The sequence below is a fragment of the Caulobacter endophyticus genome (assembly GCF_029543245.1).
In the GTDB taxonomy this organism is placed as follows: domain Bacteria; phylum Pseudomonadota; class Alphaproteobacteria; order Caulobacterales; family Caulobacteraceae; genus Caulobacter; species Caulobacter endophyticus_A.
This window is the reverse complement of record NZ_JARQWV010000011.1, coordinates 1-26,181: the sequence shown is the minus strand read 5'-3', so window position 1 is coordinate 26,181 and position 26,181 is coordinate 1. Positions and strand designations below refer to the sequence as shown.

Here is a 26,181-nt window from a genome sequence, read left to right as displayed (position 1 = left end):
CGGGCCGCTGCGCCGCGAGACGGCGGGCAGGCGGTGTTGGGGATATAGGCCACCATAGATGTGGACGCAGGAAGCGGGTGTGGATGCTCGTGTGGACGCCGGTGTGGACGGCCGTGGTCAAATGATCCACCGGCCTGTTGAGCGTTAATCTTCTGGGGACTTCGAGGGTCTCGCCGACTGCGGCATGATCCGGCGGCGAACGCTTGGACGTCGCCGCGATTCACTTTCGGAGCTTCAAACTGGCCCAGACCGCCGCCACCGCCGACCTCGCCGCCTGGCGCGAGCAGATGACCAGGCCGCCCGGCGCGCTGGGCATGGCCGCTCGCGCCGTCCAGCTGAAGGTCAACCGGATCATTCCGGAAAAGGTCCATGCCGCCATCACCACGGCGATGCAGGGCATGACCCGGGCGATCCTCACCGGTTCGGACTTCGCCACCGGGGCGCCGCTGGTCCAGGCTACGCTGGACGAGCGGCTGGAGCGCGTTCGGACGGCGATCGACAACTGGAAGAAGGCCGCCGCCGCCGAGGGCGGGATCGCCGGGGCAGGGGGCTTCGTCCTGGCCGCCGCCGATTTCCCGCTGCTGATGAGCTTCAAGATCAAGCTGCTGTTCGAGATCGCCGCGGCTTTCGGCCACGAGGGCTCGCAGCTGTCCGAGCGGCTCTACATCCTGCACATCTTCGAACTGGCCTTCTCGGACTCCGCTCACCGCGCCAAGGTGTTCGAGGCCATGGACGGCTGGGATGCACGCACCCATCCGACCGATCTTTCCGGCTTCGACTGGCGGGCCTTCCAGCAGCAGTACCGCGACCACATCGACCTAGCGAAACTGGCCCAGCTGCTGCCGGTCGTCGGCGCGCCGGTGGGGGCGATCGTCAACTGGCGCCTGGTCGAGAAGCTCGGTCACACGGCGGTGATGGCCTACCGGATGCGGTTGGAGGCGATCCCACCTCTCCCAGAGGGAGAGGGAGGGGCCCATGCGTAGCATGGGAGGGTGAGGGGTTTCGGTCTTTCCCGATAAGGTGCGAGCGACGTGTGATGGGACCGCCAGTAGCGTACGCCCTCACCTTCCCACCGCTTCGCGGCGGGCCCCTCCCTCTCCCCACGGGAGAGGTTTTTAGAGAAGAGCCTGATCGATCGCCTTCTGCAGGTTTTCAGGGCTCTCGGCGCCGACCACCGCCACCTTGCCGGCGAAGATCGCCACCGGCACGCCGGTGACGCCGCCCTGCACGGCCATCGCGTGCTGCTGGGCGATCACGTCCTTGTCGGCGCCTTCCGACAGCAGTTGCAGCACGGCGACCTCGTCCATGCCGGCCGCCTTGGCGATCTGGCCCAGCACGACGGGATCGCCGATGTCGCGGCCTTCCTCGAAATAGGCGGCGAACAGGCCCTCGACCACGGCGTCCTGCACGGCCGCGCCGCGCGCCCAGCGGATCAGGCGGTGGGCGGCGCTGGTGTTGGGCGACAGGGCGATCCTGTCGAAGGCGAAGTCAATGCCTTCCTCGGCGCCGGCCTCTTGCAGCGCCTTGTGCACGGCCTTCAGCCGCGTCTGGTCCTTGAACTTGCCGGCCATGTAGGCGGCGCGGTCGACGCCTTCCTCGGGAAGGCTTGGGTCCAGCTGGTACGGACGCCAGATGACGATCGGCTCGAGGTCGGGCCGCGCGGCCAGGGCGCTCTTCACCCGCCGCCAGCCGAGATAGCACCACGGGCAGACGACGTCGGCGACGACGTCGACGGTGATCGGCTGGCCCATGGGAGAACTCCTGCGAACTAGATGGCTTTCTGGAGCGCTTGCGAGGCGGCGCGCTCCAGTGCGTGGATGGCGGTCTCGCCCGGCTCGATCTGGGCGACGCCGATGTCGAACTCGCAGACGAACGGGCTGCGGTCCTCGCCGGCGTCGAAGGCCGTGCAGCCGATGACCGCGGCGATGCGCTCAGCGGCGGCCTTGGCGGCGGCCAGGTTGGTCGCCGGCAGGGCCAGGGCGAAGACTTCCGGCGCAAGGCGCGCGGCGGTGTCCTCGACGCGGACCAGGCGGCCGACCATCGAGCCGATCTGCGGGATGGCGCGGTCCAGCCAGCCGTTCTGGCGCGCCCAGACCACGTCGGCCTTGTCGGCCACGCGCAGCACGCCGATCGACAGCGGGCGTCCACGTTCGCGCGCCGCGCCGGCCAGGCGGGCCAGGTGGGCGGCGAACAGGTCGCGGGTGAACAGGCCCGTGGCCGCGTCCATCAGGCCCGAGCTGCGAGCCTTTTCCAGCGCGCCGCGAATGGCTTCGCCGCGTCGGTAGTTGCGGGCCAGCTCGATCACGCGGCGGGCGGTGTCGCCCTCGGGCGTCTGCGGCGAGGCCACGTCCGACACGCCGCGATGGAACGCCTCGGACATGGTCACGTAGCTCTCGGCGTTCATGTAGAGCAGCGCCGGGATGTGGAAGAGGCGGGTGTTGCGCCGCATGCCGGCGGCGATCGACAGCGCTTCCTGCTGGTTCTCGCCGGCCCACAGCACCACCGCGTCGAAGGCCCGCTCGTGCAGGTAGTCGAAGGCGGTGTAGGCGGTGAAGGCGCCGACGACGTCGGCGCCGCCGCGGGTCAGGGCGTTCGAGAGAGCCAGGAACTGCGGGGCCGGCTCGCCGATGGCCAGCACGCGATAGGGCGCGCTGGAGGCTTCCGGCAGGTCCAGCCGGCGGCCGCGATCGCCGAAGGTGGTCAGGCGAAGCTCGAACTCTTCCTCGGCGATGGCCGTGCGGACCAGGGATTCCAGGCGCAGCACCGCCTGCGACGGATGCAGCGGCGGCGACAGGGTCAGGTCGAAGGCGCTCTGGCCGACATCCGTGCCCGGCTCGCCGATGGCGATCACCGGCAGGCGGCGCGGGGCCACTGCGGCCTTCAGGCGACGGGCCAGGGTCTGGCTGTCGGGGCCGGCGGCGTCCAGGTCGACGATCACCGCCTCGATCTGCAGGTCGCCCAGCGCGGCCAGGGCGGCGTAGGGGCCGCGCGCGGTGATGGTGCGCCAGCCCAGGCGGTCCAGCCCTTCGGACAGGGGACCGGCCCGCGTGTCGTCACGCGCCACGATCAGGATCCGGGCGTTCACCGCCAAATTCGTTCTCCGCTGGCGCAGGCCTTCGATTCGCGAGCCAACATAGCAGAGGCGAGGGTGCGGCAAAGGGATGCGTGGTCGCAGTCTTTACCTTGTCGACAGGCGATTTCGCCTGGGCTTGCCTGACCGGGCGTCAACCGGGTCCTACTGCCGCCAACAAGATCGAAACGGGAGGATGCGATGGGCCAGGGACCGCTGTCGGGGCTGAAGGTGCTGGAGTTCGCCGGGATCGGCCCCGGGCCGTTCTGCGGCATGCTGCTGTCGGACCTCGGCGCCGACGTCGTGCGCATCGACCGCAAGGGCTCGGGCCGCTCCTCGCCGGCCGACGTCACGGCCCGGGGCCGCCGCTCGGTGGCGCTGGACCTCAAGCAGCCCGCCGCCGTCGAGACCTGCCTGAAGCTGATGGAGACCGCCGACGCGGTGTTCGAGGGCTTTCGCCCCGGCGTCATGGAGCGCCTGGGTCTCGGTCCCGACGCCGCCTTGGCCCGCAATCGGAGGCTCGTCTACGGCCGCATGACCGGCTGGGGCCAGACCGGCCCCTACGCCAAGGCCGCCGGCCATGACATGAACTACATCGCCATCACCGGCGCGCTCGACGCCATAGGCACGCAGGACAAGCCGATCCCGCCGCTGAACCTGGTGGGCGACTTCGGCGGCGGGGCGCTCTATCTGGCGTTTGGCCTGCTGGCCGGGGTGATTCACGCCCGCGAGACGGGGCAGGGCCAGGTCATCGACTGCGCCATGAGCGACGGCGCGGCCTCCTTGATGGCCATGTTCTACGGCTTCAAGGCCATGGGCATGTGGCGCGAAGGTCGGCGCAGCAACCTGCTCGACGGCGGGGCCCACTTCTACGACACCTACCAGTGCGCCGACGGCAAGTGGGTGTCGATCGGCTCGATCGAGCCGCAGTTCTATCTGCTGCTGCTGGAAAAGACCGGCATCACCGATCCGCACTTCCAGGCCCAGATGAGCCGCGACGACTGGCCGGCCCTGCGCGAGAAGCTGGCCGCCGTCATCGCCACCAAGACCCGCGACGAGTGGTGCCAGATCATGGACGCCACCGACGTCTGCTTCGCGCCGGTGCTGTCGATGGACGAGGCGCCGGACCACGTCCACAACAAGGCCCGCGAGACCTTCGTCGAGGTCGCCGGCGTCATCCAGCCCGCACCCGCGCCGCGCTTTTCGGCCACGCCGGGCGTGATCCAGGGCCCGCCGCCCAAGATCGGCGCCGACAATGCTTCGGCGCTCGGCGACTGGGGCTTTGATCCGGAAGCCATTGCGGCGTTGGAGGCCGTGGGGGCGCTGTAGTCGTCCTGCGTGATCCTCGTCCTTCGACGAGCTCAGGATGAGGATCAAGGCGCAGGCGGCGCATTAGAAACCCTCACCCTGAGCCTGTCGAAGGGCGAGGGCTTCGCTATCCCTGCGCAAGCTGACAACCGCGTTCAGATGCGGTTCAGGCGGCGAATCCTACCTTCGAACTGTGACCGGCCGCTGCGCCAACCCGTCCCTCGATGTGGCGGCCGGTTCAGGCAAGACCTGCGGAGACGCGTCGCTTTCCCTGAGGCGGCGCGTCTTTGACCATCTGGAATAGCGCGACTTTATCGACAGCGTCGCCGTCCAAGGGTTGCTTCACCGGACGGCCGGGGGCAGTTTCCGCCGAATGCAGCCCCCCAAGGCCCCCATTCGCTGGCGAGACCTCGATCTCGACCCGATCCACTGGGTTCAGGAAATCCTTCGCGTTCTCGGCCTGGCCCTGTCCCGGCTGTGGGGGCGCGACGTCATGCTCTATGTGGGCGGCGTCTCGTTCTTCGCCCTGCTGGCGGTGTTTCCGGGCCTGGCCATACTGATCGGGCTCTACAGCCTGCTGCTGGACCCTAACACCGCCGCCCGCCAGGCCGACGCCCTGGCCTTCATGATGCCCACCGGCGCGCGGCCGATCTTCCAGAGCGAGATGCAGCGACTGGCCCATGCGCCGGTCTACACCGTCTCGCTGCAGAGCCTCGTGATCCTGGTCATCGGCGTCTATGCCGCCCATCGCGGCTTCAAGGCCCTGCTGGCCGGCCTGTCGTTCATCCACGACGAGGAGGATCAGCGCGGCTTCTTCGGCTTCAACCTGATGGCGCTGTTCGTGCTGATCGCGGCCTTCGGCCTGCTGTTCCTTATGTCGGGCATCTTCCTGACCTTCCGCCTGCTGGCCAGCACCCTGAACCTGCGGCCGCTGGAGGGCGTGTCCTGGATCCAGAGCGAGTGGACCTGGGCGACCATGGGCCTCGTCATCGGCATGACCCTGATCTATCGCTACGCCATGTCCCGCCAGCCCGTGGGCTGGCGCGCCTCGCTGACGGGCGGGTTCGCTGCGGGCCTGTTCTGCGTCTTCATGTCGTGGGCCAGCGCCTTCTACGTCGAGAAGGTGGCGCACCTGGGCGCGACCTATGGCTCGATCTCGGCCGTGATCATCTTCCTGATCTGGCTGTCGTGGAGCGTGAACGCGGTGTTCTTCGGCGGCGCCCTGGCCACCGAGGTCGAGATCGCGCTCGACGAGCGGCCCCAGGCCCTGGTCGACGGCCCCAAGGCCATCGCCCTCAAGGCGCCTTCGTCACCCGAAAGCTGATCACGCCGCCAGGCAGGTCCTCGACGCCTTCCAGCGTCGCGCCCAACTGGCGGGCGAAGTGCGGCACGTCGATGCGCGCCAGCGGGTCGTCGGCCAGCAGCCGCACCGTCGCCCCAGCCGGCGCATGTTCCAGCGCCCGCCGCAGCCGAAGCGTCGGCACCGGGCAGCGGTGGCCGCGCGCGTCGACCTCGATGTCGCTCACGAAAACACCTGCTCGGCTTCTTCTGCCGTGAGGATCCGGTGCTTGCCGGGCTCCAGGTCGTCCGGCAGCGTGATGCCGCCGATCCGCTCGCGATGCAGCGCCGTGACGTGGTTGCCCATGGCCGCGAACATCCGGCGCACCTGATGATAGCGGCCCTCGGTGATGGTCAGTCGGGCGGTCTTGTCGTCCACCACCTCCAGCTGCGCCGGCAGCAGCGACTTTTCCTCGCCCTCCAGCATCAGCGTCCCGCTGGCGAAGGCCTCGCCCTCCTTGCCCGACAGCGGCCGGTCGAGGCTCGCCAGATAGGTCTTGGCCACGTGGCGCTTGGGCGAGATCACCCGGTGCAGGAAGTCGCCGTCGTCGGTGATCAGCAAGAGGCCCGAGGTGTCCTTGTCCAGCCGCCCCACGCTCGACAGCGCAGGATCCCGGATCTGCCAGCGGCGCGGCAGCAGGTCGTAGATCTTGGCCCCGTCCTCCCGGTGCGAGCACACCACGCCCAGGGGCTTGTTCATCAGCAGCACCAGCGGCGCGGGCGGATCGATCGGCACGCCGCGCACGAACAGGTGCTGGGGCAGGTCGGCGGTCACGGCGATGCGCTTGCCGGCGTCCTTCAGCGGCGCGCCGTCGAAGGTCACCTTGCCGGCCGCCACCAGGGCCTGGACCTCGCGCCGCGCGCCATAGCCCAGATTGGCCAGCAGCCGGTCCAGCCGCGCCATCAGCGCCTTGGTCATTTCACGGCCTCGAGCACCTTGAAGCCTTCCTGGTCGACCACCGGCTTCACGCGGGCGAAGTGATCGGCCAGCACGGCCTCGTAGGGCAGGTGGCGGTTGGCCACCAGCCACAGCACGCCGCCCTTCTTCAGCAGGGCCGCCGCGCCGCGGATGAAAGCCTGGCCCAGCGCCTTGTCCTCGCCGCCGCCCTCGTGGAACGGCGGGTTGGAGACCACGAAGTCGAGGTTCGACAGTTCCGGCAGGCCCAGGCGGATGTCGGCGTGCGAGAAGCTGACCCGCGCGTCGTCGACATTGCGCTGCGCCGCGTCCAGGGCCCGGCGGTCGATGTCGACCAGAGCAAGCTTGGTCACCTTGGGCGAGGCCAGCACCTGGTGGGCCAGCACGCCGATGCCGCAGCCCAGGTCCGCGCCGGCGCCGGCGAAGGCGGGCAGGGCCTGCATCAGAAGGGCGGTGCCGGTGTCGAGGCGATCCCAGCTGAACACGCCCGGCTGGGTCCAAAGGCCCTCGCCGTCGATGCGGCGCGGCGCGCCCTCGGCCAGGGCTTCGGAGAGGCCCGTGGGCGCCTCCGGGCGCAGGGTCACGCAGATGCGATGGTGGCGACGGGCGTCCTCGCCGATGGTGCAGCCGAAAGCCGACAGTTCCTTCTTCAGGCGCAGGCCGCCGCGATCCTTGGGCGCGGCCACGGTCAGGCGGCCGCCGGGCTTCAGCGCGCGCAGGGCCTGGGCCAGCACATAGCGCCGCTCCACCGCGCCGGCCGGGGCCAGGATCACGAAGGCGTCCAGCGAGGCGTCGGCCAGGGCTTCCAGCGGCTGAGCCCCCGGCACGGTCGGCGCGGTCTGCACGGCGCCGCGCGGCGTCTCGATCACCTCGCGCTGAGGAAAGCCATAGACGGCGGCGGAGACGGTGTCGGTCATGAGCAGAGGATCTTGGGCCGTGGAACGCGAAGGGCGGGAAAGGGGCGTTGGTTACCTTGGGCCGGCCTCTGACGCCAGACTTTCACGTTTCGGCCGCTCGTGGGCATTGCTTGGGGCAGGGCGTCGAAGCAAGCTTTGGCCATGAACGCCACGGCCCTCATACTCATCGACCTGCAGCGCGGCATGCTTCCGGAGAACACCGGGCCGCGCAACAACCCGCAGGCCGAGGACAATGCCGCCCACCTGCTGCACGCCTGGCGCGTTCGCGGCCTGCCGGTCGTCCATGTGCGCCATATGAGCCGCTCGCCCGAGGGCTCGTTCTGGCCGGGCTCGTCCAACTGCGAGTTCCAGCCGCGGTTCGAGCCCCTGCCGTCCGAGCATCGGATGGAGAAGAACGTCCCCGACGCCTTCGCCGGCAGCGGACTGGAGCGCTGGCTGCGTCTGCGCGACGTGCTTCATCTGGTCGTGGTCGGGGTGGCCACCAACAACTCGGTCGAGGCCACCGTGCGCTCGGCCGCCTGCCTGGGCTTCGATGTCGCCGTACCGGCCGACGCCTGCTTCACCTTCGACAAGGCCGACCTCGAAGGTGTCGTCCGCGACGCGGTCGAATGGCACCTGATGAGCCTGTCGAACCTGGACGGCGAATACGCGGTGGTGACGCGGACGGACGAGATCCTGGCGCGGCTGGGGTAGGGCGTTCCGAAGCAGGGACGCGGCTACGGGTCTTGCCCGCTTCGATCGAACAGATCAGCCTTACGGGATGTCGACCAGATTTGCGTTGCACCTCTTGGCCCTGGGCCTGATCTCCGTCGCGCCGTCGCTGGCCTGCGCGACGGCTCCCCAAAGCCCGATCGCCGCCGGGCCCGTCGATGGCGTGCTCGAGGTCATTCGGCAGGCCCGCGCCTGTGGCTACAAGGCGCTCAGGATCGAGCTGGAAAGCGACGCGTCCGCTTCAGAGCAAGCAAGGCTCTTCCTTGATGACGCCCCAACCGAGGCGGCGACTAGATGTCTGGATAGCTGGACGACCTCGAATGGCGCGCGGTTGCGCCTGTCGCCGCGCTGGTACGGCGACAAATTTGAAGGCGATCCGCCCAAGTCTCGCTGAGCGGATGCGCAGTTCGAAGCCTAAGGCTCCCGCCGCTCCAGCAGCAGGATCTGCAGGTCCTTCTCCGGCCGCCAGTTCCTGCGCCGCACCTCGAACTGGGTCGGGCTGATCTTCTTGACGCCATCGAAGCAGAAGCTGACGAGGTTGCGCGCCGCGCCCTTGTCGACCACCAGCCTGAAGTCGCCGATCGGCTCGCTCCAGTTGCCGCCGGTGACCAGCACGTAGTCGATCCACTTCTCGATATAGGCGCCGTCCTCGCCGCCGGCGCGCTTTACCGCCGCGACCATGCCGGGATCCACGCAGTACTTGGCCTCGGTCTCCGCGCCATAGGCGCTGCCCACCGAGGTCGCCACCGTCGCGCCCACCGAGGGCGTATAGGCGTGCTCGACCACGATCGGCTTGCCGGCCGGGAAGGTCTGGCTCCAGTGATAGGTGGTCTTCATCACCCAGATCGGGCCCTGGTCCTCGTCATAGAGGCCAAGCGCCTGGGCTTCTTTCAGCTTGGCCGGCGGCAGGGCCGCCATGGCCTTGGTCGCGGCGTCCTGGTGCACGGCCAGCGGGATCCTGTTGGCGACCAGCCAGGCGGTGCGGTCGACGCCGCCGCCAAAGGCCTTCTGCTCGACCTGGGCCTTAACGGGCTTGCCGTCAACCTTGGTCGAGAAACCTAGAATGTTGGCCGGATCGTCCACCGGGATCGACACGTCGCCCATGAAGAAGCCGTCGCCGCCGATGTCGGGCATCGGGAAGGCCACGCGCAGCGTCACGTCCTTGCCGCTGGTGTTCTCGAACACGTAGCGGACCCGCACGGCCGTCGGCGAGATGTAGAGGTCCTCCGACCGCATGGCGACGGCGGTGGTTTTCGTCAGCACCAGCCCGCCGGCCGCCAGTTCGGCCGAGGTGTCGTTGGCCATGACCGGCGCGGCGCAGGCGAGGGCGGCGGCGAGAGCGGCTGAGCTGAGGAGCGAGCGAAAGGTCATGTCGCCGGGATAGCACGGCGACGACGACGAAGAAGTGGCGGACAGGGTGGGATTCGAACCCACGGTAGGCTTCCACCTACGGCGGTTTTCAAGACCGCTGCCTTAAACCACTCGGCCACCTGTCCGGAGCGGGCGGCTATATCAGCGCTTGTGCTTCGGCTCCAGAACGATCTGTCGCAGGCATCCTTAACCAAGCCTAAAAACATCTGAACGAAGCTGAAACCATGATGGGGGCGACCATCCGGAGTTTTGGCGACGTATGCGGCGCGAGCACAGATCTGAAATCCGGGCGCTGAAGGTCCTGGGCCTCTTGGCGCTGGGCGCCGCGGGCCTGGCCGCCTGCGCCACGCCCAGCCCGCGCCTGCCGATCGCCAAGAGCGTGCCCAAGTCCACGCCCGATCGCGAATATCATGGGCCGCCGCCGCCCGGTTATGGCCAGGGCCTGCGCGGCACCGAGAAGCCCTATCAGATCAAGGGTATCTGGTACTATCCGAAGGCCGATCCGGATTACGACGTGGTCGGGACCGGCTCTTGGTACGGCGAGCAGTTCCACAATCGCCGCACCGCCAATGGCGAAGTCTTCGACATGGACCTGCCGTCTGCGGCCCACAAGACGCTGCCGCTGCCCAGCATCGTCGAGGTCACCAATCTGGAGAACGGCCGCAAGATGCGGCTGCGGGTCAACGACCGCGGGCCGTTCGTCGGCGATCGCCTGATCGATCTGTCCAAGGCCGCGGCCGACGAGCTCGGCTATCGCGGCAAGGGCCTAGCCAAGGTGCGCGTGCGCTATATCGGCCCCGCGCCCAAGAAAGCCGCCGACCAGCCCCGGCGCTACGCCTCGGCGCCGGTCACGCCGCCGCCTGCCGCGCCCTACCGTCCGCCCGTGGCCCCGCCGCCGCGCGAGCCCGAGATCGTCAATGTTTCGGCTCCGCCGTCGGGCGCCTATCGCGTGCAGGCCGGCAGCTTCGCCAACCGCGACAACGCCGAGCGCGCGGCTGAGCGGCTGTCGGGCGCGGGCCGCGTAACCGTCGAGCCCATGGAGCGGGCCGGCGGCACGCTCTACCGCGTGCTGGTCAGCGCCGGCGACGACGAGGGCCTGGCCTGGGGCGTTCGCGACCGCGTCGCTTCGCTGGGCTTTGGCGACGCCACGGTGCTGCGGCCCTAAGCGGGTCTGGACAAGGCTCGCGTTCCGGCCGATTTGAGGCCGATGGCCAGCGGAACGTTCATCAGCTTCGAAGGCGGCGAGGGCGCCGGCAAATCCACCCAGGTGCGCCTCCTGGCGCAGCGCCTGGACGCGCTCGGCCGCGAGGTCGTCGTCACCCGCGAGCCGGGCGGCAGCCCCGGCGGCGAGGCGATCCGCGAGCTTCTGGTGCACGGCGCGGCCGATCGTTGGTCGCCGGTCACCGAGACCCTCCTGATGTACGCCGCCCGCCGCGACCACGTGGAGCGGGTGATCCGTCCGGCCCTGGCGCGCGGGGCGGTGGTCGTCTGCGACCGCTTCGCCGATTCGACCCGGGCCTATCAGGGCGCCGGCGGCGACGCGCCCGCCTCGCTGATCGCCAGCCTGGAAGAGCATGTGCTGGGCGCCACGATCCCGGCCCTGACCCTGGTCTTCGACCTGCCCGCCACCGTGGGCCTGGAGCGCGCCAATGCGCGGGGCGGCGCCGCCCGCTTCGAATCCAAGGGGCTGGATTTCCACGAGCGCCTGCGCGCCGGCTTCCTGGAGATCGCCCGCCGCGAGCCCGAGCGCTGCGCGGTCATCGACGCCACCGCCTCGATCGACGAGGTCTCGCAGGCCGTCTGGGCCGCTGTCGGCGAACGGCTGGACCTGGCATGAGCGACGCGCCTCCGCATCCGCGCGATGTCTTCTCGCTGGACGGCCAGGAGAAGGCCGAGCTGTCGTTCCTCGACGCCCTGGGCCGTGGCCGCCTGCACCACGCCTGGCTGCTGACCGGTCCCGAAGGCGTCGGCAAGGCCACGCTGGCCTACCGTATGGCCCGTCGCCTGCTGGGCGCGCGCGAGGACCAGGCGTTCGGCGTCCTGGGCTCGGCGCCGTCCGACTTCGTCAGCCGCCAGGTCGCCGCCCGCTCGCATCCCGATCTGATGGTGCTGGAGCGGGCCACCGATGACGGCAAGGCCCGCAAGTCGATCCCCGTCGACGAGGCCCGCCTGCTGCCCGGCTTCTTCGCCAATTCGCCGGCGACCTCGCCCTACCGGGTGGCGATCATCGACGCGGCCGACGACCTCAACGTCAACGCCGCCAACGCGGTGCTGAAGACGCTGGAGGAGCCGCCGCCGCGCGGGGTGATCCTGCTGATCAGCCATTCGCCCGGCAAGCTGCTGCCCACGATCCGTTCGCGCTGCCGGCGCCTGGCTGTGCCCGCGCCCGGCGTCGAGCGCGCCGCCGACATGGTCGAGCACCGCCTGGGCCTGGATCGCCGGCAGGCCGAGCGCCTGGGCCGCATGGCCCATGGCGCGCCCGGCAAGGCCCTGCAACTGGCCGCCGCCAAGGCGCTGGAGGCCGACGACACCGCCGGCGAGATCCTGCGCAAGCTGCCCGAGATCGACGAGGCCGCTCTGCTGGCCCTGGCCGACACCTTCAAGGGCGCCGAGGGCCAGGCCCGCTTCGAGCTGCTGTTCGAGCGCCTGGCCGACCAGATCCACGCCATGGCCGTGGGCATGGCGGGCGAACGCACGCCGTCGGGTCTCGACCGCTGGGCGGCCGCCTGGGAGCGCATCGTGCGCTGGCCCATCGAGGCCGAGGCCGTGAACCTCGACCGCGCCGACGTGTTCTGGACGGCGATTGCGGACTTGCGCGCCGCGGCGAAGGCCTCCATCTGACCGCATGCTCATCGACAGCCACGTAAACCTGCACGCGCCCCAGTTCGCCGAGGACCGCGACGCGGTCATCGCCCGCGCCCGCGAGGCCGGCATCGAAATGATGCTGACCATCTGCGACAAGATCCCCAATTTCCCGGCCGTCCACGCCATCGCGATGGCCGAGAGTGACATCTGGTGCACCGTCGGCGCCCACCCGCACGAGGCCAAGGACCACGTCGACCTGACGACCGCCCATCTGGTCGAGCTGGCCGGCAAGGCCAAGGTCGTCGGCATCGGCGAGACGGGTCTCGACTTCCACTACGACCTGTCGCCGCGCGACGTGCAGGCCGCCGTGTTCAAGCAGCACGTCGCCGCCGCCCGCGAGACCGGCCTGCCGCTGGTGGTCCATACCCGCGAGGCCGACGACGTCATGGGCCAGATCCTCGAGGAAGAGCACGCCAAGGGCGCCTTCAAGATCCTGATGCACTGCTACACCAGCGGCGCGGAGCTGGCCCGCCGGGCCGCCGCTCTGGGCGCCTGGTTCTCGGTCTCGGGCATCGCCACCTTCAAGCAGGCCGAGGACGTGCGCGCGGTGATCCGCGACATGCCGGCCGACCGCATCATCGTCGAGACCGACTGCCCGTACCTGGCCCCCGTGCCGATGCGCGGCCGCCGCTGCGAGCCGGCCCACCTGCCGCACATCGTCGACAAGCTGGCCGAGATCCGCGGCTGGACCCGCGCCGACGCCGAGAAGCGCTCGGAAGACGCCTTCTTCGCCCTGTTCGACGCGATACCGCGTCCATGACCGGCGGCCGGCTCGAGTTCACGATCCTCGGCAGCGGCTCCTCGGGCGGGGTGCCGCGCGCCGACGGCAATTGGGGCGACTGCGATCCGGCCGAGCCGAAGAATCACCGCTCGCGCTGCTCGATGCTGGTGCGCCGGCTGTCAGGCGGGGATCCGCGTGGCGACACCACCGTGCTGGTCGACACCTCGCCGGATCTGCGCTTGCAAACGGCGCGGGCCGGGGCGGGGCGCATTGACGCGGTGCTGTTCACCCACGACCACGCCGACCAGGCCCACGGCATCGACGACGTGCGGCCGTTCTTCCTCAATCACCGCTTCAAGATCCCGACCTACATGGATCCGGCCACCTATGACGGCCTCCTGGCGCGGTTCGGCTACGTGTTCGAGACCAAGGGCGGCTATCCGGCCATCTGCGAGGCGCGCCACCTGCCGCCACACGGCCAGGCCTGGAGTCTTCAGGGCCCCAGCGGCGAGATCCCTGTGGTCAGCTTCGATGTCGACCACGGCGAGATCCGCGCCGCCGGCTTCCGCTTCGGCGGCGTGGCCTATGCGCCCGACGTCTTGCAGATTCCCGAGGAAAGCTGGCCGGTGCTGGAGGGCCTGGACGTCCTGATCGTCGACGCCCTGCGCTGGACGCCGCATCCCACCCACGCCAATGTCGAGCGGGCGCTCGAATGGATCGAGCGCGCCAGGCCCCGGCGGGCGATCCTCACCAACCTGCACATCGATCTCGACTACAACGCCCTGGCCGCTGCGCTGCCGCCGGGGGTCGAGCCGGCCTATGACGGCATGCGCTTCGAGGTCGCGATCTAGCGCTGCTAGTGCAGCGTTGCCGTCTGCATCGGCCGCGCATCCTCGGCCGGCTCGCCCATGCGCACGGGCAGCGGCGCGCCGTCCAGGGCCAGGGCGTGGTTCAGCGCGCGGGCCAGCACGGCGGCGACGTCCGGGCGCGCCACCAGACACGACAGCAGTCGCGAGGCCAGGCCCGGGGCCGCGGCGGCCAGGCCGCAGGCGGTGACCAGCCGTTGCTCGTCGATGGCGTAGCCGGCGCAGTGGGGGCACTGGATCTGTAGCGGCCGCACCAACTCGCCCTCGACCAGCATCATCGTTTGCAGGAACAGCGAGGCCGTCCGGGGAGAGGCGGCGCGGGTGAAGGCGGCCCTGATGGTGGTGTCGGCCGGCTGGCCCTGCAGGCGCAGCGCCGCCCAGGTGCGCACGCCCCACAGCAGCAGGCGTTCGCCGCGCGCCAGCCCTTCAGGACCGGTGTCTTCGTAATCGAGATCCAATCCGCAGGCGCAGCTCATGAAAGGCTCCAGGCGGGAAAAGGCGTCCGGCGGAGGGGAGCCCCGCCGGACGCAGTCGATGTGGGTGAGGGGAGGAAACCCGACATCGGATTTGAGAATTGATCGCAACAAGGTCTAGGTCGCTCGTTGTTGCGAGTCAATCGCATAAAATCATATACAGCCTATGCGATAGTTTATGCTTCTATCGCCGCGTTGCGATTGTTGGGGGCGGCATGGCGCGGCGATCAATGCGGCTTGGCTGGACGGCTCTGCTCATCCTGGCGGCGGGGCCGGCCCATACGGCCGCCTGGACCCAGCCCAAGGGCGGCAAGGAGGTCATCGTCAGCGTCCATCGCCAGGACAGCTCGCACGGCTTCGACCTGGGCGGCGAGGCGGTCGACATCGTCGACTATCGCAAGACCGAACTACAAGGGTTCGCCGAGTACGGCCTTTTCGACCGGCTGACGCTGAGGGCGCAAGGCTCTGTGCGCCGGCTGCGCACGCGTAACGCCCGCGATACCGAGCCCGGCCACTTGGAGCTGGCCGCGCGCTACAGAATCTCCTCGGGCGACACCTGGGTGCTTTCGACCGAGAGCGCCGTGCGCCTTCCGGGCGGCGATGGCGATCCCGGCGCGGCCCAGCGCGGTTCTCCCGATGCCGAGCTCGACACCCGCCTCCTGCTGGGCAAGAGCGCCAGGCTGGCGGGACGGGAGGTCTTTCTCGACCTCCAGGCGGGCTGGCGAAGCCGCGATGGCGACGCCCCCGACGAGCGACGCCTGGAGGTCACGCTGGGCGGGCGTCCGACCGGCCGGCTGATGCTGATCGGCCAGGTTTTCGACGTCGCGTCTGTGGGAGCGGGCCAGGGGGTGTACGAGCGTTATCGCTATCGCAACCTGCAGCTCACCGCCGTCTACGACCTGCCGGCCGGCTGGTCGGTGCAGGCCGGCGCCATGGGCACCGCGTCGGGGCGCAACGCCCTGCGCGAGCGCGGTGGGGTTCTGGCGGTGTGGCGGCGTTTCTAGGCGTCAGGAAGCGACGCGGCGGGCCAGCTCTTCCAGGCGGCGGGCCGGGGCGTCGGAAATCGCGGCCCACAGCAGGCGCGACAGTTCCAGGCGATAGACAGCCGCATAACCGGCCGTGAAGGGTGAGGTGACGCTGCCGGGCGGCTCGGCCGCCTTGGCGTTGGCCAGGTCGCGGCGGGTGAGCACGAGGTCGCGGGGGATGGGAATGTCGCCGGCGCCCGCGGCCACCCAGCGGTCGGCTTCGGCGGCCGCCAGGGCGGCGGCCTGCACCAGGGCCCGCGCGCCGCGCAGGTCGCCCGGGGCTCCGGTCATCACCGGCGTTCCGATCGTGGGGTCGCGGGTCACCTGGAAGTCTAGGCTGGCCACGCCGCGTTGCAGCGTGACCGACCACTGGTCGTCGGGTTGGTTCATCATGAACGCTTTAGCGAGCGAGTCGCGTTGCGGGAAGGGAGCGGCGTATCGCCGTTACACATTGCCGCGACCCGTCCGAGCGGCGGGGGCGCCTGCGACCTTTTGGCAAGGGCTGTGGAAATTAAGACCTGGTTAACCATGAGCGGCGAGCCTGTGGACGTCTTCTTTTGAAGGCGCCCCACCATCACTCAACTTTTCACAGCCCGGCTTTCTGGCCGGGCTGTTTTTTTGTCAGAAGGCGCTTGCGCCGAGTCAGTGAGGCGGCTATCAACCGCGCCTCACTCGAGAGCGACCTGTTCCGCGGTAGCTCAGTGGTAGAGCAGCCGGCTGTTAACCGGCTGGTCGTAGGTTCGAATCCTACCCGCGGAGCCACTCTTTCTTCGATCCGTCGAAGTCGCCTGGCTGAGAAATTCCTCCACAAGAACATAAGCTTTTGTTCGCGATGCGACATTCATGCGTCTTGCGTCGAGTCGCGGCGGCCGCTATCAACCGCCTCCTCAACTGAGAGCGACCTGTTCCGCGGTAGCTCAGTGGTAGAGCAGCCGGCTGTTAACCGGCTGGTCGTAGGTTCGAATCCTACCCGCGGAGCCACTCTCCTTCGTTCGCCGAAGGTTTCGTCGCCGGTTTGATCACCGAGATCTGAAAATACACTCCGCTGTTGTCGCGGGGGTGTTTCACATCGCCATCAGCTTCTGCAATTCGCGATAGTAGGTCTCGGTGTACTGGTGCTGACGATCCAGGGCCTCCAACATGCCGGGGCGGGTGAACACTGCGGCCGGAATGGTCACGCCCTTGCGGCCGTGGCGCACGCACAGGCCGTCGGCGATCAGGGCCCCGACGTGGCGGCGCACCGTCTCGGCCGGCATGGCCAGCGAGTCGGCGACCTGCACCACGGTGACCGGCCGTCGCTGGGCGTCCTTGGCCAGTGCGCCCTTGGCGTCGAACCCCGCATTGGGGCGGATGTGGGCGACGTTGGCCACCCAGATGGTCGTGAAGACGATGGCGCGCACAGGATCGTCCTCGTGCAGGCTCTTGGCGACATCCAGCGAGCGCAGGAAGTAGCCCGCCGATAGGCGGATGACCGCGCGCCGAACATCCGTAGTCATGCCTGCTCCCGATAAAAGCCGCTCGGTGCAGGCTGGGGCCGAGTCGTCTCTGTGAGAAAATTCACCATGTCCCCATTTTGGGGACAGTGTGCTTTTCAGGGAGGCGCCGCGCCGCGATTTGCGCCATACGGGCCGCCGATTCAGGGGAAAGCGGACGCGGGGGGCGCGTTGGGGCATGAGTGAAATCGAAGCCAAATTGCGCGAGGCGGCGGCCGCGGTCGGCGTGGCCGGGCGGATCGGAGAGCTTCTGGCAAGCGTCGAGCAGGCCATCGAATCCTATCCGGACGATGCGGATCCTCGTTACCTGACCCGCCTTATGGACCAGCGGACGGCCTTGCTGGACCCCGATCTGCCGCTGATCGCGCGCATCGCCGTGCAGCTTTGCGAGGATGACGCCTCGCGCGCCGCCGTGCTCGGGCCGCCGCTGGCCACGGCCGCGACGGTCTGCCCATTGATGAAGCCGGCGGTGAACCAACTGCGCCGTCTGCTCGGCGAGACGGCCTGAGTCGGGCAAATCCTCGGCGCGATTGGATGCACGGGCCTGATTGCCTTCCGGCGAGGCCCGGACCTATAAGCCTCTCGAACTGCTGTCCGAGGAAGTCCATGAGCTCCGATTTCGCGGCTGCCCGCCTGAACATGGTGGAAAGCCAGATCCGCACCGCCGACGTGACCGACCTGCCGTTGCAGGACGCCCTGCGGGTGGTTCCGCGCGAAAACCTCGTTCCCGCGGGCAAGGCCTATCTGGCCTATGCCGACGCCGAGGTCGAATACGCCCCGGGCCGCAACCTGATGCGCCCGCGCGACATCGGCAAGCTGCTCCAGAACCTCAAGCCGCGCGCCGGCGAGAAGGCCCTGGCCATCGCCGCGCCGTACGCCGCCGTCGTGCTCCAGACCATGGGCCTGGAAGTCACCCGTCTTGATGGCGACGACCTGACCGCCGTCCCGGGCGGCGAATATGACGTCATCGTCTGCGAAGGCGCCGTGCCGCAGGCTCCGGCCTCGTGGACCGGCGCCCTGGCCCTGAACGGTCGTCTTGGCGTCGTCGAGCGCGAAGGTCCGGTCGGTCGTGCGGTGATCTACGCCCGCGCCGAGGACGGCGTGGCCCGTCGCGCCGCCTTCGATTCGACGCCGTCGCTCCTGGCCGGCTTCCCGGTCGAGGCCGGCTTCGCGTTCTGATCTTTCGATAATGGGGCGTTCGGGTGCTGAACCCGCTCGAGCGCCTCGCTTAAGTCCTTGAAACCAGGGACTGCTGCCCAGGGTTGGGTATTTCATCCAAGCTTGGCTGGGCCTAGTCTGGCGTTCTCGGTGACAAGCGCGCAAGTCCGCGTGAAAAAAGCTTAACTAGCGATGGTCCACGGTGGGCCTTACAGCGCTTGGGTGTAAAGCGCGGACTTCGCGTGTGTTGGGGAATGAGGGATGTCGAAGAGCCGTCGGGCCGGTTTGCTGGCCGCTGCTTGCTGCATGGGTTTTCTGGCCTCGGCGGCTAGCGCCGAGACGCTGACCGATGCGGTCGCCCTGGCCTATCAGACCAATCCCACCATCCAGCAGCAGCGCGCCGTGCAGCGCGCCGCCGACGAGGGCGTGGTCCAGGCCAAGACCGGCTTCCGGCCGACCGTGGGCCTGGACGGATCGATCTCGGGATCGCGCACCGATCTGGCCCACCCCCGTACGACCCTGGTCGGCGGCCAGGTGGTCACGGGTGCCGACACCACCAAGTCCGCTTCCAGCAGCGCCACGCTTTCGCTGAGCCAGCCGCTCTACACGGGCGGCCAGGCCAGCGCCCGTCTGTCGGCCGCCGAAGCCGACGTGCTGGCCGGTCGCGAAGACCTGCGCGGCGTCGAGCAGGGCGTGCTGGCCAATGTCATCACCGCCTATGTCGATGTCCGCCGTGGCCAGGAAAGCCTGCGGATCGCCCAGGAGAACGTCAGCGTCCTGACCCGTCAGCTCGACGAGTCGAACGCCCGCTTCGAGGTCGGCGAGATCACCCGCACCGACGTCGCCCAGTCCCAGGCCCGCCTGGCCGCCGCCAAGGCCAGCCTGTCGTCGGCCCAGGCCACGCTGGCCGTCGCCCGCGCCAACTACGCCCAGGTCGTCGGCCAGAACCCGACCGATCTGGCGCCCGAGCCGTCGCTGGCCGAGCTGCTGCCGGCCTCGGTCGAGCAGGCTTTCGACGCCGCCGAAGCCAACAATCCCAGCGTCCTGGCCGCCCGCTACAGCGAACAGGCCGCTTCGGCCCGCGTCGCCCAGGCCAAGTCGGCCTATCTGCCCACCGTCTCGGCCGGAGCCAGCCTCGGCTATTCGGCCAACGAGGTGAACGGCGAGTACAAGCAGTTCGGCGAGTACGATCGCGCCATCAGCGGCTCGGTGACCGCCCGCGTGCCCCTGTTCACCGGCGGTCTCAACGCCTCGAACGTGCGCGCCGCCAAGGAGCGCGAGAACGCCGCCCGCATCGCCGTCGAAGGCGCCAAGCGCACCGTCGTCCAGCAGGTCTCGGCCGCCTGGAGCACCCTGCTGGCCGCGCGCGCCAACCTCGTCTCCAACGAAGAGCAGGTGAGGGCGACCAAGATCGCCTTCGAGGGCGTGCGCCAGGAGCAGCAGGTCGGCCTGCGCACCACGCTGGACGTGCTGAACGCCCAGCAGGAGCTTCGCGCCGCCGAGCTGGCCCTCGTCACCGCCCGTCGCGACGAATACGTCGCCAGCGCCGGCGTGCTGCAGGCCATGGGCGCGCTGGACGTGACCAAGCTGGCCCCGAGTGTCGAGCGCTACGACCCGAAGACCTCGTACGACCGCGTGTCCAATTCGGGTTCGGTGCCGTGGGAGCCGCTGGTGCGGACCCTCGACAAGGTCGCCTCGCCGGCGATCGAGACCTCGTCCGGCGGCAAGTAATCCCGTCCAACTTCAGGACGAATCAACGCGGCGCGAATCCTTGGCTTGCTTAAGCCGTGCAAGTCTGCACCATCGGCGGCACGCGTCTTGCGAGACGCTCAAGGATTCGTAGCCCCTTCAAGACGGCCCAGCCCACATGTCCGACCAGAGCTCCCAAGAACCGACGATGGAGGAGATCCTCGCCTCGATCAGGCGGATCATCTCCGAAGACGACGCTCCGGCCGCCGAAGCGGCGCCGCCGCCCGCGCCCGAGCCGGTTCCCGAGCCCGAGCCGGTGATCGAGGACGACGTCCTCGAGCTGACCGATCCGATCGAGCCGCCGGCCCCGGTCGAGACGCTCGGCGATCTGGACCTCTACGCCCCGGAGCCCGAGCCGGAGCCGGCCTACGAGCCGCCTGCGCCTGCGCCGGAGCCCGCCTACACCCCGCCGCCGGTGTTCAACCGTGACGAAGTGGCCGAGACCCTGGTCGGCGACCACGCCGCCGGCCTCGCCGCCAGCGCCTTCGGCAGCCTCAGCTCGGCCCTTCTGATGCCGGCCAACGGCCGCACGCTGGAAGACGTCGTGCGCGAACTGCTGCGCCCGCTGCTGAAAGAGTGGCTGGACACCAACCTGCCGCGCATCGTCGAGAACAAGGTCGAGGAAGAAGTCCACCGGATCTCGCGCGGCCGCGGCGTATGACATCGGCGTCGCTCCGCTGCTGAGCGGAGTACGACGCCCGGACTTTGAGAAGGCGGTCGCGCTCGCGGCCGCCTTTTCCCGTTCAAAATCCCCGATAATCCCGTCGCCCGGTTTCGCCGGGCGGCCGCAGATGGCATATCCCCTCCGCCATGCTTGAAAAGACCTTCGATCCCAAAGCCGTCGAACCGCGCCTGTACGAAGCCTGGGAGGCCTCCGGGGCCTTCAAGCCGTCCGAGGATCCGAACGCCGAGCCGTTCGTCATCGTGATCCCGCCGCCGAACGTGACGGGCAGCCTGCATATCGGCCACGCCCTGAACAACACGCTGCAGGACGTGCTGACCCGCTTCCACCGCATGCGCGGCAAGGCCGCCCTGTGGCTGCCGGGCACCGACCACGCGGGCATCGCCACCCAGATGGTGGTCGAGCGCCAGCTGGCCGCCGCCGGCAACATCGGCCGCCGCGACATGGGCCGCGAGGCCTTCGTCGAGAAGGTCTGGGAATGGAAGGCCGAAAGCGGCGGCGCCATCACCAACCAGCTGCGCCGGCTCGGGGCATCGTGCGACTGGTCGCGCGAGCGCTTCACGCTGGACGATGGCTTGTCGGCCGCCGTCCGCAAGGTCTTCGTCCAGCTGCACAAGCAGGGCCTGCTTTATCGCGACAAGCGCCTGGTCAACTGGGACCCGCAGTTCCAGACCGCCATCTCCGACCTCGAGGTCGAGCAGAAGGAGGTCGACGGCGCCTACTGGCACTTCGCCTATCCGCTGGCCGACGGCGTCACCTACCAGCACCCCGTCGAGTTCGACGACGAGGGCAAGCCGACCCAATTTGAGACGCGCGACTACATCGTCGTGGCCACCACCCGTCCCGAAACGATGCTGGGCGATACCGGCGTGGCCGTCCATCCGACCGACGAGCGCTACAAGGACCTGGTCGGCAAGGACGTCGTCCTGCCGATCGTCGGCCGTCGCATCCCGATCGTCGCCGACGACTATGCCGACCCGACCAAGGGCTCGGGCGCGGTGAAGATCACCCCGGCCCACGACTTCAACGACTTCCAGGTCGGCAAGCGCGCCGGCCTGCCGTCGATCAACATCCTGACGCCGGAAGCCAAGCTGAACGACGCCGTCCCCGCCGAATATGTCGGCATGGACCGCTTCGCCGCGCGCAAGGCCATCGTCGCCCGCGCCGAGGAAGAGGGCTGGCTGAAGGAGATCGAGAAGACCAAGCACATGGTCCCGCATGGCGACCGTTCGGGCGTGGTCATCGAGCCCTACCTGACCGACCAGTGGTACGTCGACGCCTACACCCTGGCCCAGCCGGCGCTGAAGGCCGTCGAGAACGGCGACACCGTCTTCGAGCCCAAGCACTGGGAGAAGACCTATTTCGAATGGCTGCGCAACATCGAGCCCTGGTGCGTCTCGCGCCAGCTCTGGTGGGGCCACCGCATCCCGGCCTGGTTCGGTCCCCCAGCAGACGATGAGGGGCGCCTTCTAGAGGCCGGTCCCTACAGAATTTTTGTTGCTGAGACGGAAGAAGAGGCCTTGGCAGAAGGCGCAAGGTTCTATGGCGTACGCGCGGAGGCTGACAGTCGGGTTGGATTTGACGGACCCTTTGATGCGCCGAAGGTTGTTTATCTGAACCAGGACGAAGACGTCCTCGACACCTGGTTCAGCTCGGCCCTGTGGCCGTTCTCGACCCTCGGCTGGCCGGAAAAGACCCCCGACGTCGCCCGCTTCTATCCGACCAGCACCCTGGTCACGGGCTTCGACATCATCTTCTTCTGGGTCGCCCGGATGATGATGATGGGCATCCACTTCATGGACGAGGTTCCGTTCAAGCAGGTGTTCATCAACGCCCTCGTCCGTGACGAGAAGGGCGCCAAGATGAGCAAGTCCAAGGGCAACGTCATCGACCCGCTGGCCCTGATCGACGAGCTGGGCTGCGACGCCGTGCGCTTCACCCTCACGGCGATGTCGGGCCAGGCGCGCGACATCAAGCTGTCGAAGCAACGCATTGAAGGCTATCGCAACTTCGGCACCAAGCTGTGGAACGCCACGCGCTTCGCCCAGATGAACGGCTGCGTCCGCGTCGAGGGTTTCGACCCGGCGTCGGTGACCCAGCCGCTCAACAAGTGGATCCGCGGCGAGGTCGTCAAGACGCTCGGCGAAGTCACCAAAGCCTTCGAGGCCCCGGCCTTCGACGAAGGCGCCAGCGCGCTTTACCGCTTCATCTGGAACGTGTTCTGCGACTGGTACCTGGAACTGGCCAAGCCGGTTCTGAACGGCGAGGACGAGGCCGCCAAGGCCGAGACCCGCGCCATGACCGCCTGGGTGCTCGACCAGATCCTGATCCTGCTGCACCCGGTGATGCCGTTCATCACCGAGGAGCTGTGGGACAAGACGGCCGAGGAGGGCGGTCCGGCTCGCGACGCCATGCTGATCTCCACGTCGTGGCCGGAAATGCCGGAAAGCTGGATCGACGCCGAGGCCGCCGCCGAGATCGGCTGGCTGGTCGACACCGTCGGCGAGATCCGCTCGCTGCGCGCCGAGATGAACGTGCCGCCGTCGGCCAAGCCGGCCCTGGCCGTGGTCGGGGCGGGCGAGGGCACCCTGGGTCGCCTTGAGCGTCAGCGCGACCTCTTGGTCAGCCTCGCCCGCCTGGGCGAGGTCTCTATCGCCGAGACCGCGCCTGCCGGCACGGCCCCGGTGGTGATGGGTGAAGCGACCGGCGCCCTTGGCGTCGCCGAGTTCATCGATGTCGCCGCCGAAAAGGCTCGCCTGACCAAGGAGATCGCCGGCCACGTCGGCGAGATCGAAAAGACCGGCAAGAAGCTCGGCAACCCCGACTTCCTGGCCCGCGCCAAGCCGGAGGTCGTCGAGGAAAACCGCGAACGCCTGGCCGAGGCCGAAGCGGCCAAGGCCAAGCTGGAAGCGGCGCTCGGCCGCCTGGCGGCGATGGGCTGAGGCTTCGGCCTCTCCACCCATTTTCTGCCTTCCTGGGCCTTGTGCCCAGGATCCATGGTTCACCCTGCTCAGACCTCGGCAACGAGACTAAGGTCTGAGCAGGCTGTTGGCATGGGCCCTCGCCACAGGGGCGAGGGAAGCGATCTTTTGTTGGACTCGGCCCTGACCGCCGCCCCAACTAAACATTGTTCCCCTATCGTCCAAACGACCGTTTACATCGGCCGTCCGGGCGTGCTTACTCGACGGAAACGCGCCGCCTGAACGAGCGCGATCGACACCGGGAGAGTAACGAATGACCCAGGCCGCTCACGCGCCTAACCCCGTTCCGTGGCCGGCCATGTCGGTGAAGCAGGCCTACGCCCTGATCACCGCGCCAGGATCGGTCGGTGAGATGGAGGAGGTCGAGATCCGCGGCGTGCCGACGCGGACCTGGAAGAACCTCCCGCCCACGCTGCGCCACACCCTGCAGGTCGGCCGCACCCACGGCGACAAGATCTATCTGGTCCACGAGGACGAGCGGGTCAGCTTCGAGGCCTTCTATCGCGCCGTCACCGCCTTCGCCGCCGAGCTGGAGGCCAAGGGCGTCAAGAAGGGCGACCGCGTCGCCCTGATCATGCGCAACCTGCCCGAATGGCCGGTGGCCTTCTATGCGGGCCTCTCCATCGGCGCGATCCTCACCCCGCTGAACGCCTGGTGGACCGGGCCGGAGCTTGAGTACGGTCTGACCGACTCCGGCGCCTCGGTGGCGGTGATGGACGTCGAGCGTTTCGAGCGCCTGGCCGAGCATTTCGACAACTGCCCGCAGCTCAAGCGCGTCTACGTCTCGCGCAGCAAGGAAGACATCGCCCATCCCTACGTCACGCGCCTGGAAAGCGTGATCGGCTGCCCCAATGACTGGATCAAGCTGGACGAGCGTCCGCTCTCCACCGTCGAGCTGGGCCCGGAAGACGATGCGACGATCTTCTACACCTCGGGCACCACGGGCAAACCCAAGGGCGCCCTGGCCACCCACCGCGCGGTGAACAGCAACATCTTCGCTGCAGCCGCCGCTTCGGCCCGGAGTTTCCTGCGCCGTGGCGAGGCGCCGCCCCAGCCCGATCCCAGCCTGCCGCAGAAGGGCGCCCTGATCTCGGTGCCGTTCTTCCACGCCACCGGCTGCTTTGCGGTGATGAACCCCTCGCTGTTCGGCGGGGCCAAGATGGCCATGATCCGCAAGTGGGATCCTGAAAAGGCCATGCAGCTGATCCAGGACGAGAAGCTGACCCAGATGGGCGGCGTGCCCACCATCGCCTGGCAGATCATCGAGCACCCCAGCCGCGACAAGTACGACCTGTCGTCGCTCGAGGCCGTGGCCTATGGCGGCGCGCCCTCGGCCCCGGAACTGGTGCGCAAGATCAAGGAAATCTGGCCCAAGTCCTCGCCCGGCAACGGCTGGGGCATGACCGAGACCTCGGCCACCGCCACCTCCAATTCGGCCGAAGACTACGAGAACCGCCCCGAAAGCTGCGGCCCGGCCGTGCCGGTCACCGACCTGAAGATCATGACCCTGGAGGCCCCCTACGAGGAGCTGCCGATCGGCTCGGTAGGCGAGCTGTGGTGCAAGGGGCCGCAGGTGGTGAAGGGCTACTGGAACAAGCCCGAGGCCACGGCCCAGACCTTCATCGACGGCTGGGTGCGCACGGGCGACCTAGCGCGCCTCGACGAAGAGGGCTTCTGCTACATCATCGACCGGGCCAAGGACATGCTGATCCGCGGCGGCGAGAACATCTACTGCATCGAGGTCGAGAACGTCCTTTACGACCACCCGGCGGTGATGGACGCCGCCCTCGTGGGCGTCGAGCACAAGACCCTGGGCGAAGAGCCCGCCGCCGTCGTCACCCTCAAGCCCGGCGCGAGCGCCACCGAAGACGAACTGCGCGCCTTCGTCGCCGACCGCCTGGCCGCCTTCAAGGTGCCGGTGAAAGTGATCTTCTGGCCCGAAACCCTGCCCAGGAACGCCAACGGCAAGATCCTCAAGACCGAGCTGAAGAAGGTCTTCGTCACCGGGTGAGGGGGGGGGCAAGATCCAGATCCTCCCCCTCTGGGGGAGGTGGCCCAGAGGGCCGGAGGGGGGCGTTCTCAGTTTCAGGTCGCTCTGCTCCTCCCCCGTAAAACGGGGGAGGGGGACCGCGAAGCGGTGGAGGGGGCGAGACTGGGCGCCGTGCCGGCCGTGGGCGCCCCCCCCCCCCCGCGCGTGCCCCGCGCGCCCCCCCCCCCCCCCCCCCGGGGGGGGGGGGGGGGGGCCGGCCCGCGGGGGGGGCGGCCCCCGAGACTGGGCGCCGTGCCGGCCGTCGCCCCCTCCGTCACGCTGCGTATCCGCAGCGCGCCACCTCCCCCGCTTCGCGAGGGAGGAGTAGGCCCGGACGGGGATAGACGCAGCTCCATCCACGGTGAGTTCGTCAAAGAACCCAACCAATCCAATGCTCTACAACTTTCTCACCCAAACTTATCAGACGCGCTGAAACCCGCCGCATAATCAAAGCCGTCCCCGCCATGGGGAGGGCTCTTGGTACCGGCCCAAGCGTGGCGAGGACCGC

The 26,181-nt window shown here is 68.8% G+C and carries 26 protein-coding genes and 3 tRNA genes; 19 read left to right on the top strand and 10 right to left on the bottom strand.

Annotated elements, in window-relative coordinates; all coding sequences use genetic code 11:
- Positions 1 to 203 precede the first annotated feature (203 nt).
- Positions 204 to 983: an EcsC family protein gene (locus P7A99_RS12045; RefSeq protein WP_277794100.1), complete on the top strand. Its 780-nt coding sequence runs from the start codon at positions 204 to 206 to the stop codon at positions 981 to 983.
- A 132-nt stretch (positions 984 to 1,115) separates the two neighbouring features.
- Here P7A99_RS12045 and P7A99_RS12040 read toward each other — a convergent pair whose 3' ends face one another.
- Together P7A99_RS12040 and P7A99_RS12035 are read right to left on the bottom strand one after the other, a co-directional pair.
- Positions 1,116 to 1,751, bottom strand: a complete 636-nt coding sequence (locus P7A99_RS12040; RefSeq protein WP_277794099.1) for a DsbA family oxidoreductase — start codon at positions 1,749 to 1,751, stop codon at positions 1,116 to 1,118.
- A 17-nt stretch (positions 1,752 to 1,768) separates the two neighbouring features.
- Positions 1,769 to 3,091 (bottom strand): diguanylate cyclase domain-containing protein, encoded by a 1,323-nt coding sequence (locus tag P7A99_RS12035; protein WP_277794098.1) that lies wholly within the window; start codon positions 3,089 to 3,091, stop codon positions 1,769 to 1,771.
- A 180-nt stretch (positions 3,092 to 3,271) separates the two neighbouring features.
- Here P7A99_RS12035 and P7A99_RS12030 point away from each other — a divergent pair, with 180 nt between their 5' ends.
- Complete coding sequence (locus tag P7A99_RS12030) at positions 3,272 to 4,399, top strand: CaiB/BaiF CoA transferase family protein (protein WP_277794097.1); 1,128 nt, start codon at positions 3,272 to 3,274, stop codon at positions 4,397 to 4,399.
- A gap of 352 nt (positions 4,400 to 4,751) precedes the next feature.
- Complete coding sequence (locus P7A99_RS12025) at positions 4,752 to 5,702, top strand: YihY/virulence factor BrkB family protein (RefSeq protein ID WP_277794096.1); 951 nt, start codon at positions 4,752 to 4,754, stop codon at positions 5,700 to 5,702.
- On the opposite strand, the gene P7A99_RS12020 is transcribed toward P7A99_RS12025, so the two are convergent.
- Genes P7A99_RS12020 through P7A99_RS12010 form a run of 3 tightly spaced genes read right to left on the bottom strand, consistent with a single transcriptional unit; the run spans position 5,674 to position 7,549 of the window.
- On the bottom strand, positions 5,674 to 5,904 hold the full coding sequence (locus P7A99_RS12020) for a sulfurtransferase TusA family protein (RefSeq protein WP_277794095.1): 231 nt from the start codon (positions 5,902 to 5,904) through the stop codon (positions 5,674 to 5,676). The two genes, P7A99_RS12025 and P7A99_RS12020, sit on opposite strands and share 29 nt — an antisense overlap.
- Entirely contained in the window at positions 5,901 to 6,635 is a 735-nt protein-coding gene (locus P7A99_RS12015) for a pseudouridine synthase (protein WP_277794094.1), read from the bottom strand. Before P7A99_RS12015 ends, P7A99_RS12020 begins: the two co-directional genes overlap by 4 nt.
- The gene (locus P7A99_RS12010) at positions 6,632 to 7,549 is read right to left on the bottom strand and encodes a class I SAM-dependent methyltransferase (RefSeq protein WP_277794093.1); all 918 of its coding nucleotides are present in this window, start codon (positions 7,547 to 7,549) and stop codon (positions 6,632 to 6,634) included. Before P7A99_RS12010 ends, P7A99_RS12015 begins: the two co-directional genes overlap by 4 nt.
- Positions 7,550 to 7,690: 141 nt before the next feature.
- Here P7A99_RS12010 and P7A99_RS12005 point away from each other — a divergent pair, with 141 nt between their 5' ends.
- Positions 7,691 to 8,242 (top strand): cysteine hydrolase family protein, encoded by a 552-nt coding sequence (locus P7A99_RS12005; protein WP_277794092.1) that lies wholly within the window; start codon positions 7,691 to 7,693, stop codon positions 8,240 to 8,242.
- Positions 8,243 to 8,327: 85 nt separating this feature from the next.
- Positions 8,328 to 8,654 (top strand): hypothetical protein, encoded by a 327-nt coding sequence (locus P7A99_RS12000; RefSeq protein WP_277794091.1) that lies wholly within the window; start codon positions 8,328 to 8,330, stop codon positions 8,652 to 8,654.
- Between the two features lie 20 nt (positions 8,655 to 8,674).
- On the opposite strand, the gene P7A99_RS11995 is transcribed toward P7A99_RS12000, so the two are convergent.
- Positions 8,675 to 9,631, bottom strand: a complete 957-nt coding sequence (locus P7A99_RS11995) for a DUF4424 domain-containing protein (protein ID WP_277794090.1) — start codon at positions 9,629 to 9,631, stop codon at positions 8,675 to 8,677.
- A gap of 35 nt (positions 9,632 to 9,666) precedes the next feature.
- Positions 9,667 to 9,756, bottom strand: a tRNA-Ser gene (locus P7A99_RS11990).
- A gap of 134 nt (positions 9,757 to 9,890) precedes the next feature.
- On the opposite strand from P7A99_RS11990, the gene P7A99_RS11985 reads away from it, so the two are divergent.
- Genes P7A99_RS11985 through P7A99_RS11965 form a run of 5 tightly spaced genes read left to right on the top strand, consistent with a single transcriptional unit; the run spans position 9,891 to position 14,068 of the window.
- Positions 9,891 to 10,796, top strand: coding sequence for a septal ring lytic transglycosylase RlpA family protein (locus P7A99_RS11985; RefSeq protein WP_277794089.1), 906 nt, complete (start codon positions 9,891 to 9,893; stop codon positions 10,794 to 10,796).
- Positions 10,797 to 10,838: 42 nt separating this feature from the next.
- Entirely contained in the window at positions 10,839 to 11,468 is a 630-nt protein-coding gene (gene tmk, locus P7A99_RS11980; RefSeq protein ID WP_277794088.1) for a dTMP kinase, read from the top strand.
- Positions 11,465 to 12,472, top strand: coding sequence for a DNA polymerase III subunit delta' (locus P7A99_RS11975; protein ID WP_277794087.1), 1,008 nt, complete (start codon positions 11,465 to 11,467; stop codon positions 12,470 to 12,472). The genes tmk and P7A99_RS11975 overlap by 4 nt, the downstream gene beginning before the upstream one ends.
- Positions 12,473 to 12,476: 4 nt before the next feature.
- Complete coding sequence (locus P7A99_RS11970) at positions 12,477 to 13,256, top strand: TatD family hydrolase (RefSeq protein WP_277794086.1); 780 nt, start codon at positions 12,477 to 12,479, stop codon at positions 13,254 to 13,256.
- A complete protein-coding gene (locus tag P7A99_RS11965; protein ID WP_277794085.1) occupies positions 13,253 to 14,068 on the top strand; it encodes an MBL fold metallo-hydrolase in 816 nt (271 codons plus the stop codon). The genes P7A99_RS11970 and P7A99_RS11965 overlap by 4 nt, the downstream gene beginning before the upstream one ends.
- A 5-nt stretch (positions 14,069 to 14,073) precedes the next feature.
- Here the strand turns inward: P7A99_RS11965 and P7A99_RS11960 are convergent, their stop codons facing one another.
- The gene (locus P7A99_RS11960) at positions 14,074 to 14,559 is read right to left on the bottom strand and encodes a hypothetical protein (RefSeq protein WP_277794084.1); all 486 of its coding nucleotides are present in this window, start codon (positions 14,557 to 14,559) and stop codon (positions 14,074 to 14,076) included.
- A gap of 212 nt (positions 14,560 to 14,771) precedes the next feature.
- Between P7A99_RS11960 and P7A99_RS11955 the strand changes: the two genes are divergently transcribed.
- The gene (locus P7A99_RS11955; protein WP_277794083.1) at positions 14,772 to 15,560 is read left to right on the top strand and encodes a hypothetical protein; all 789 of its coding nucleotides are present in this window, start codon (positions 14,772 to 14,774) and stop codon (positions 15,558 to 15,560) included.
- 3 nt (positions 15,561 to 15,563) lie between these two features.
- Here P7A99_RS11955 and P7A99_RS11950 read toward each other — a convergent pair whose 3' ends face one another.
- The gene (locus P7A99_RS11950) at positions 15,564 to 15,974 is read right to left on the bottom strand and encodes a hypothetical protein (protein ID WP_277794082.1); all 411 of its coding nucleotides are present in this window, start codon (positions 15,972 to 15,974) and stop codon (positions 15,564 to 15,566) included.
- A gap of 294 nt (positions 15,975 to 16,268) precedes the next feature.
- Here P7A99_RS11950 and P7A99_RS11945 point away from each other — a divergent pair.
- Positions 16,269 to 16,343, top strand: a tRNA-Asn gene (locus P7A99_RS11945).
- A 144-nt stretch (positions 16,344 to 16,487) separates the two neighbouring features.
- Positions 16,488 to 16,562, top strand: a tRNA-Asn gene (locus tag P7A99_RS11940).
- Between the two features lie 83 nt (positions 16,563 to 16,645).
- On the opposite strand, the gene P7A99_RS11935 is transcribed toward P7A99_RS11940, so the two are convergent.
- Positions 16,646 to 17,077 (bottom strand): hypothetical protein, encoded by a 432-nt coding sequence (locus P7A99_RS11935; RefSeq protein ID WP_277794081.1) that lies wholly within the window; start codon positions 17,075 to 17,077, stop codon positions 16,646 to 16,648.
- A gap of 175 nt (positions 17,078 to 17,252) precedes the next feature.
- On the opposite strand from P7A99_RS11935, the gene P7A99_RS11930 reads away from it, so the two are divergent.
- From P7A99_RS11930 to P7A99_RS11905, 6 genes are all read left to right on the top strand, one after another.
- Positions 17,253 to 17,582 (top strand): hypothetical protein, encoded by a 330-nt coding sequence (locus P7A99_RS11930; RefSeq protein WP_277794080.1) that lies wholly within the window; start codon positions 17,253 to 17,255, stop codon positions 17,580 to 17,582.
- Between the two features lie 98 nt (positions 17,583 to 17,680).
- On the top strand, positions 17,681 to 18,253 hold the full coding sequence (locus tag P7A99_RS11925; protein ID WP_277794079.1) for a protein-L-isoaspartate O-methyltransferase family protein: 573 nt from the start codon (positions 17,681 to 17,683) through the stop codon (positions 18,251 to 18,253).
- Between the two features lie 240 nt (positions 18,254 to 18,493).
- Positions 18,494 to 19,963 carry a TolC family outer membrane protein gene (locus P7A99_RS11920; RefSeq protein WP_277794078.1) on the top strand — a complete coding sequence of 490 codons (1,470 nt, stop codon included), beginning with the start codon at positions 18,494 to 18,496 and terminating at the stop codon, positions 19,961 to 19,963.
- 136 nt (positions 19,964 to 20,099) lie between these two features.
- On the top strand, positions 20,100 to 20,642 hold the full coding sequence (locus tag P7A99_RS11915; RefSeq protein WP_277794077.1) for a PopZ family protein: 543 nt from the start codon (positions 20,100 to 20,102) through the stop codon (positions 20,640 to 20,642).
- Positions 20,643 to 20,791: 149 nt separating this feature from the next.
- Positions 20,792 to 23,605 carry a valine--tRNA ligase gene (locus P7A99_RS11910; RefSeq protein ID WP_277794076.1) on the top strand — a complete coding sequence of 938 codons (2,814 nt, stop codon included), beginning with the start codon at positions 20,792 to 20,794 and terminating at the stop codon, positions 23,603 to 23,605.
- Between the two features lie 292 nt (positions 23,606 to 23,897).
- Positions 23,898 to 25,655, top strand: a complete 1,758-nt coding sequence (locus tag P7A99_RS11905; protein WP_277794075.1) for a class I adenylate-forming enzyme family protein — start codon at positions 23,898 to 23,900, stop codon at positions 25,653 to 25,655.
- The last annotated feature ends 526 nt before the right edge of the window (positions 25,656 to 26,181 follow it).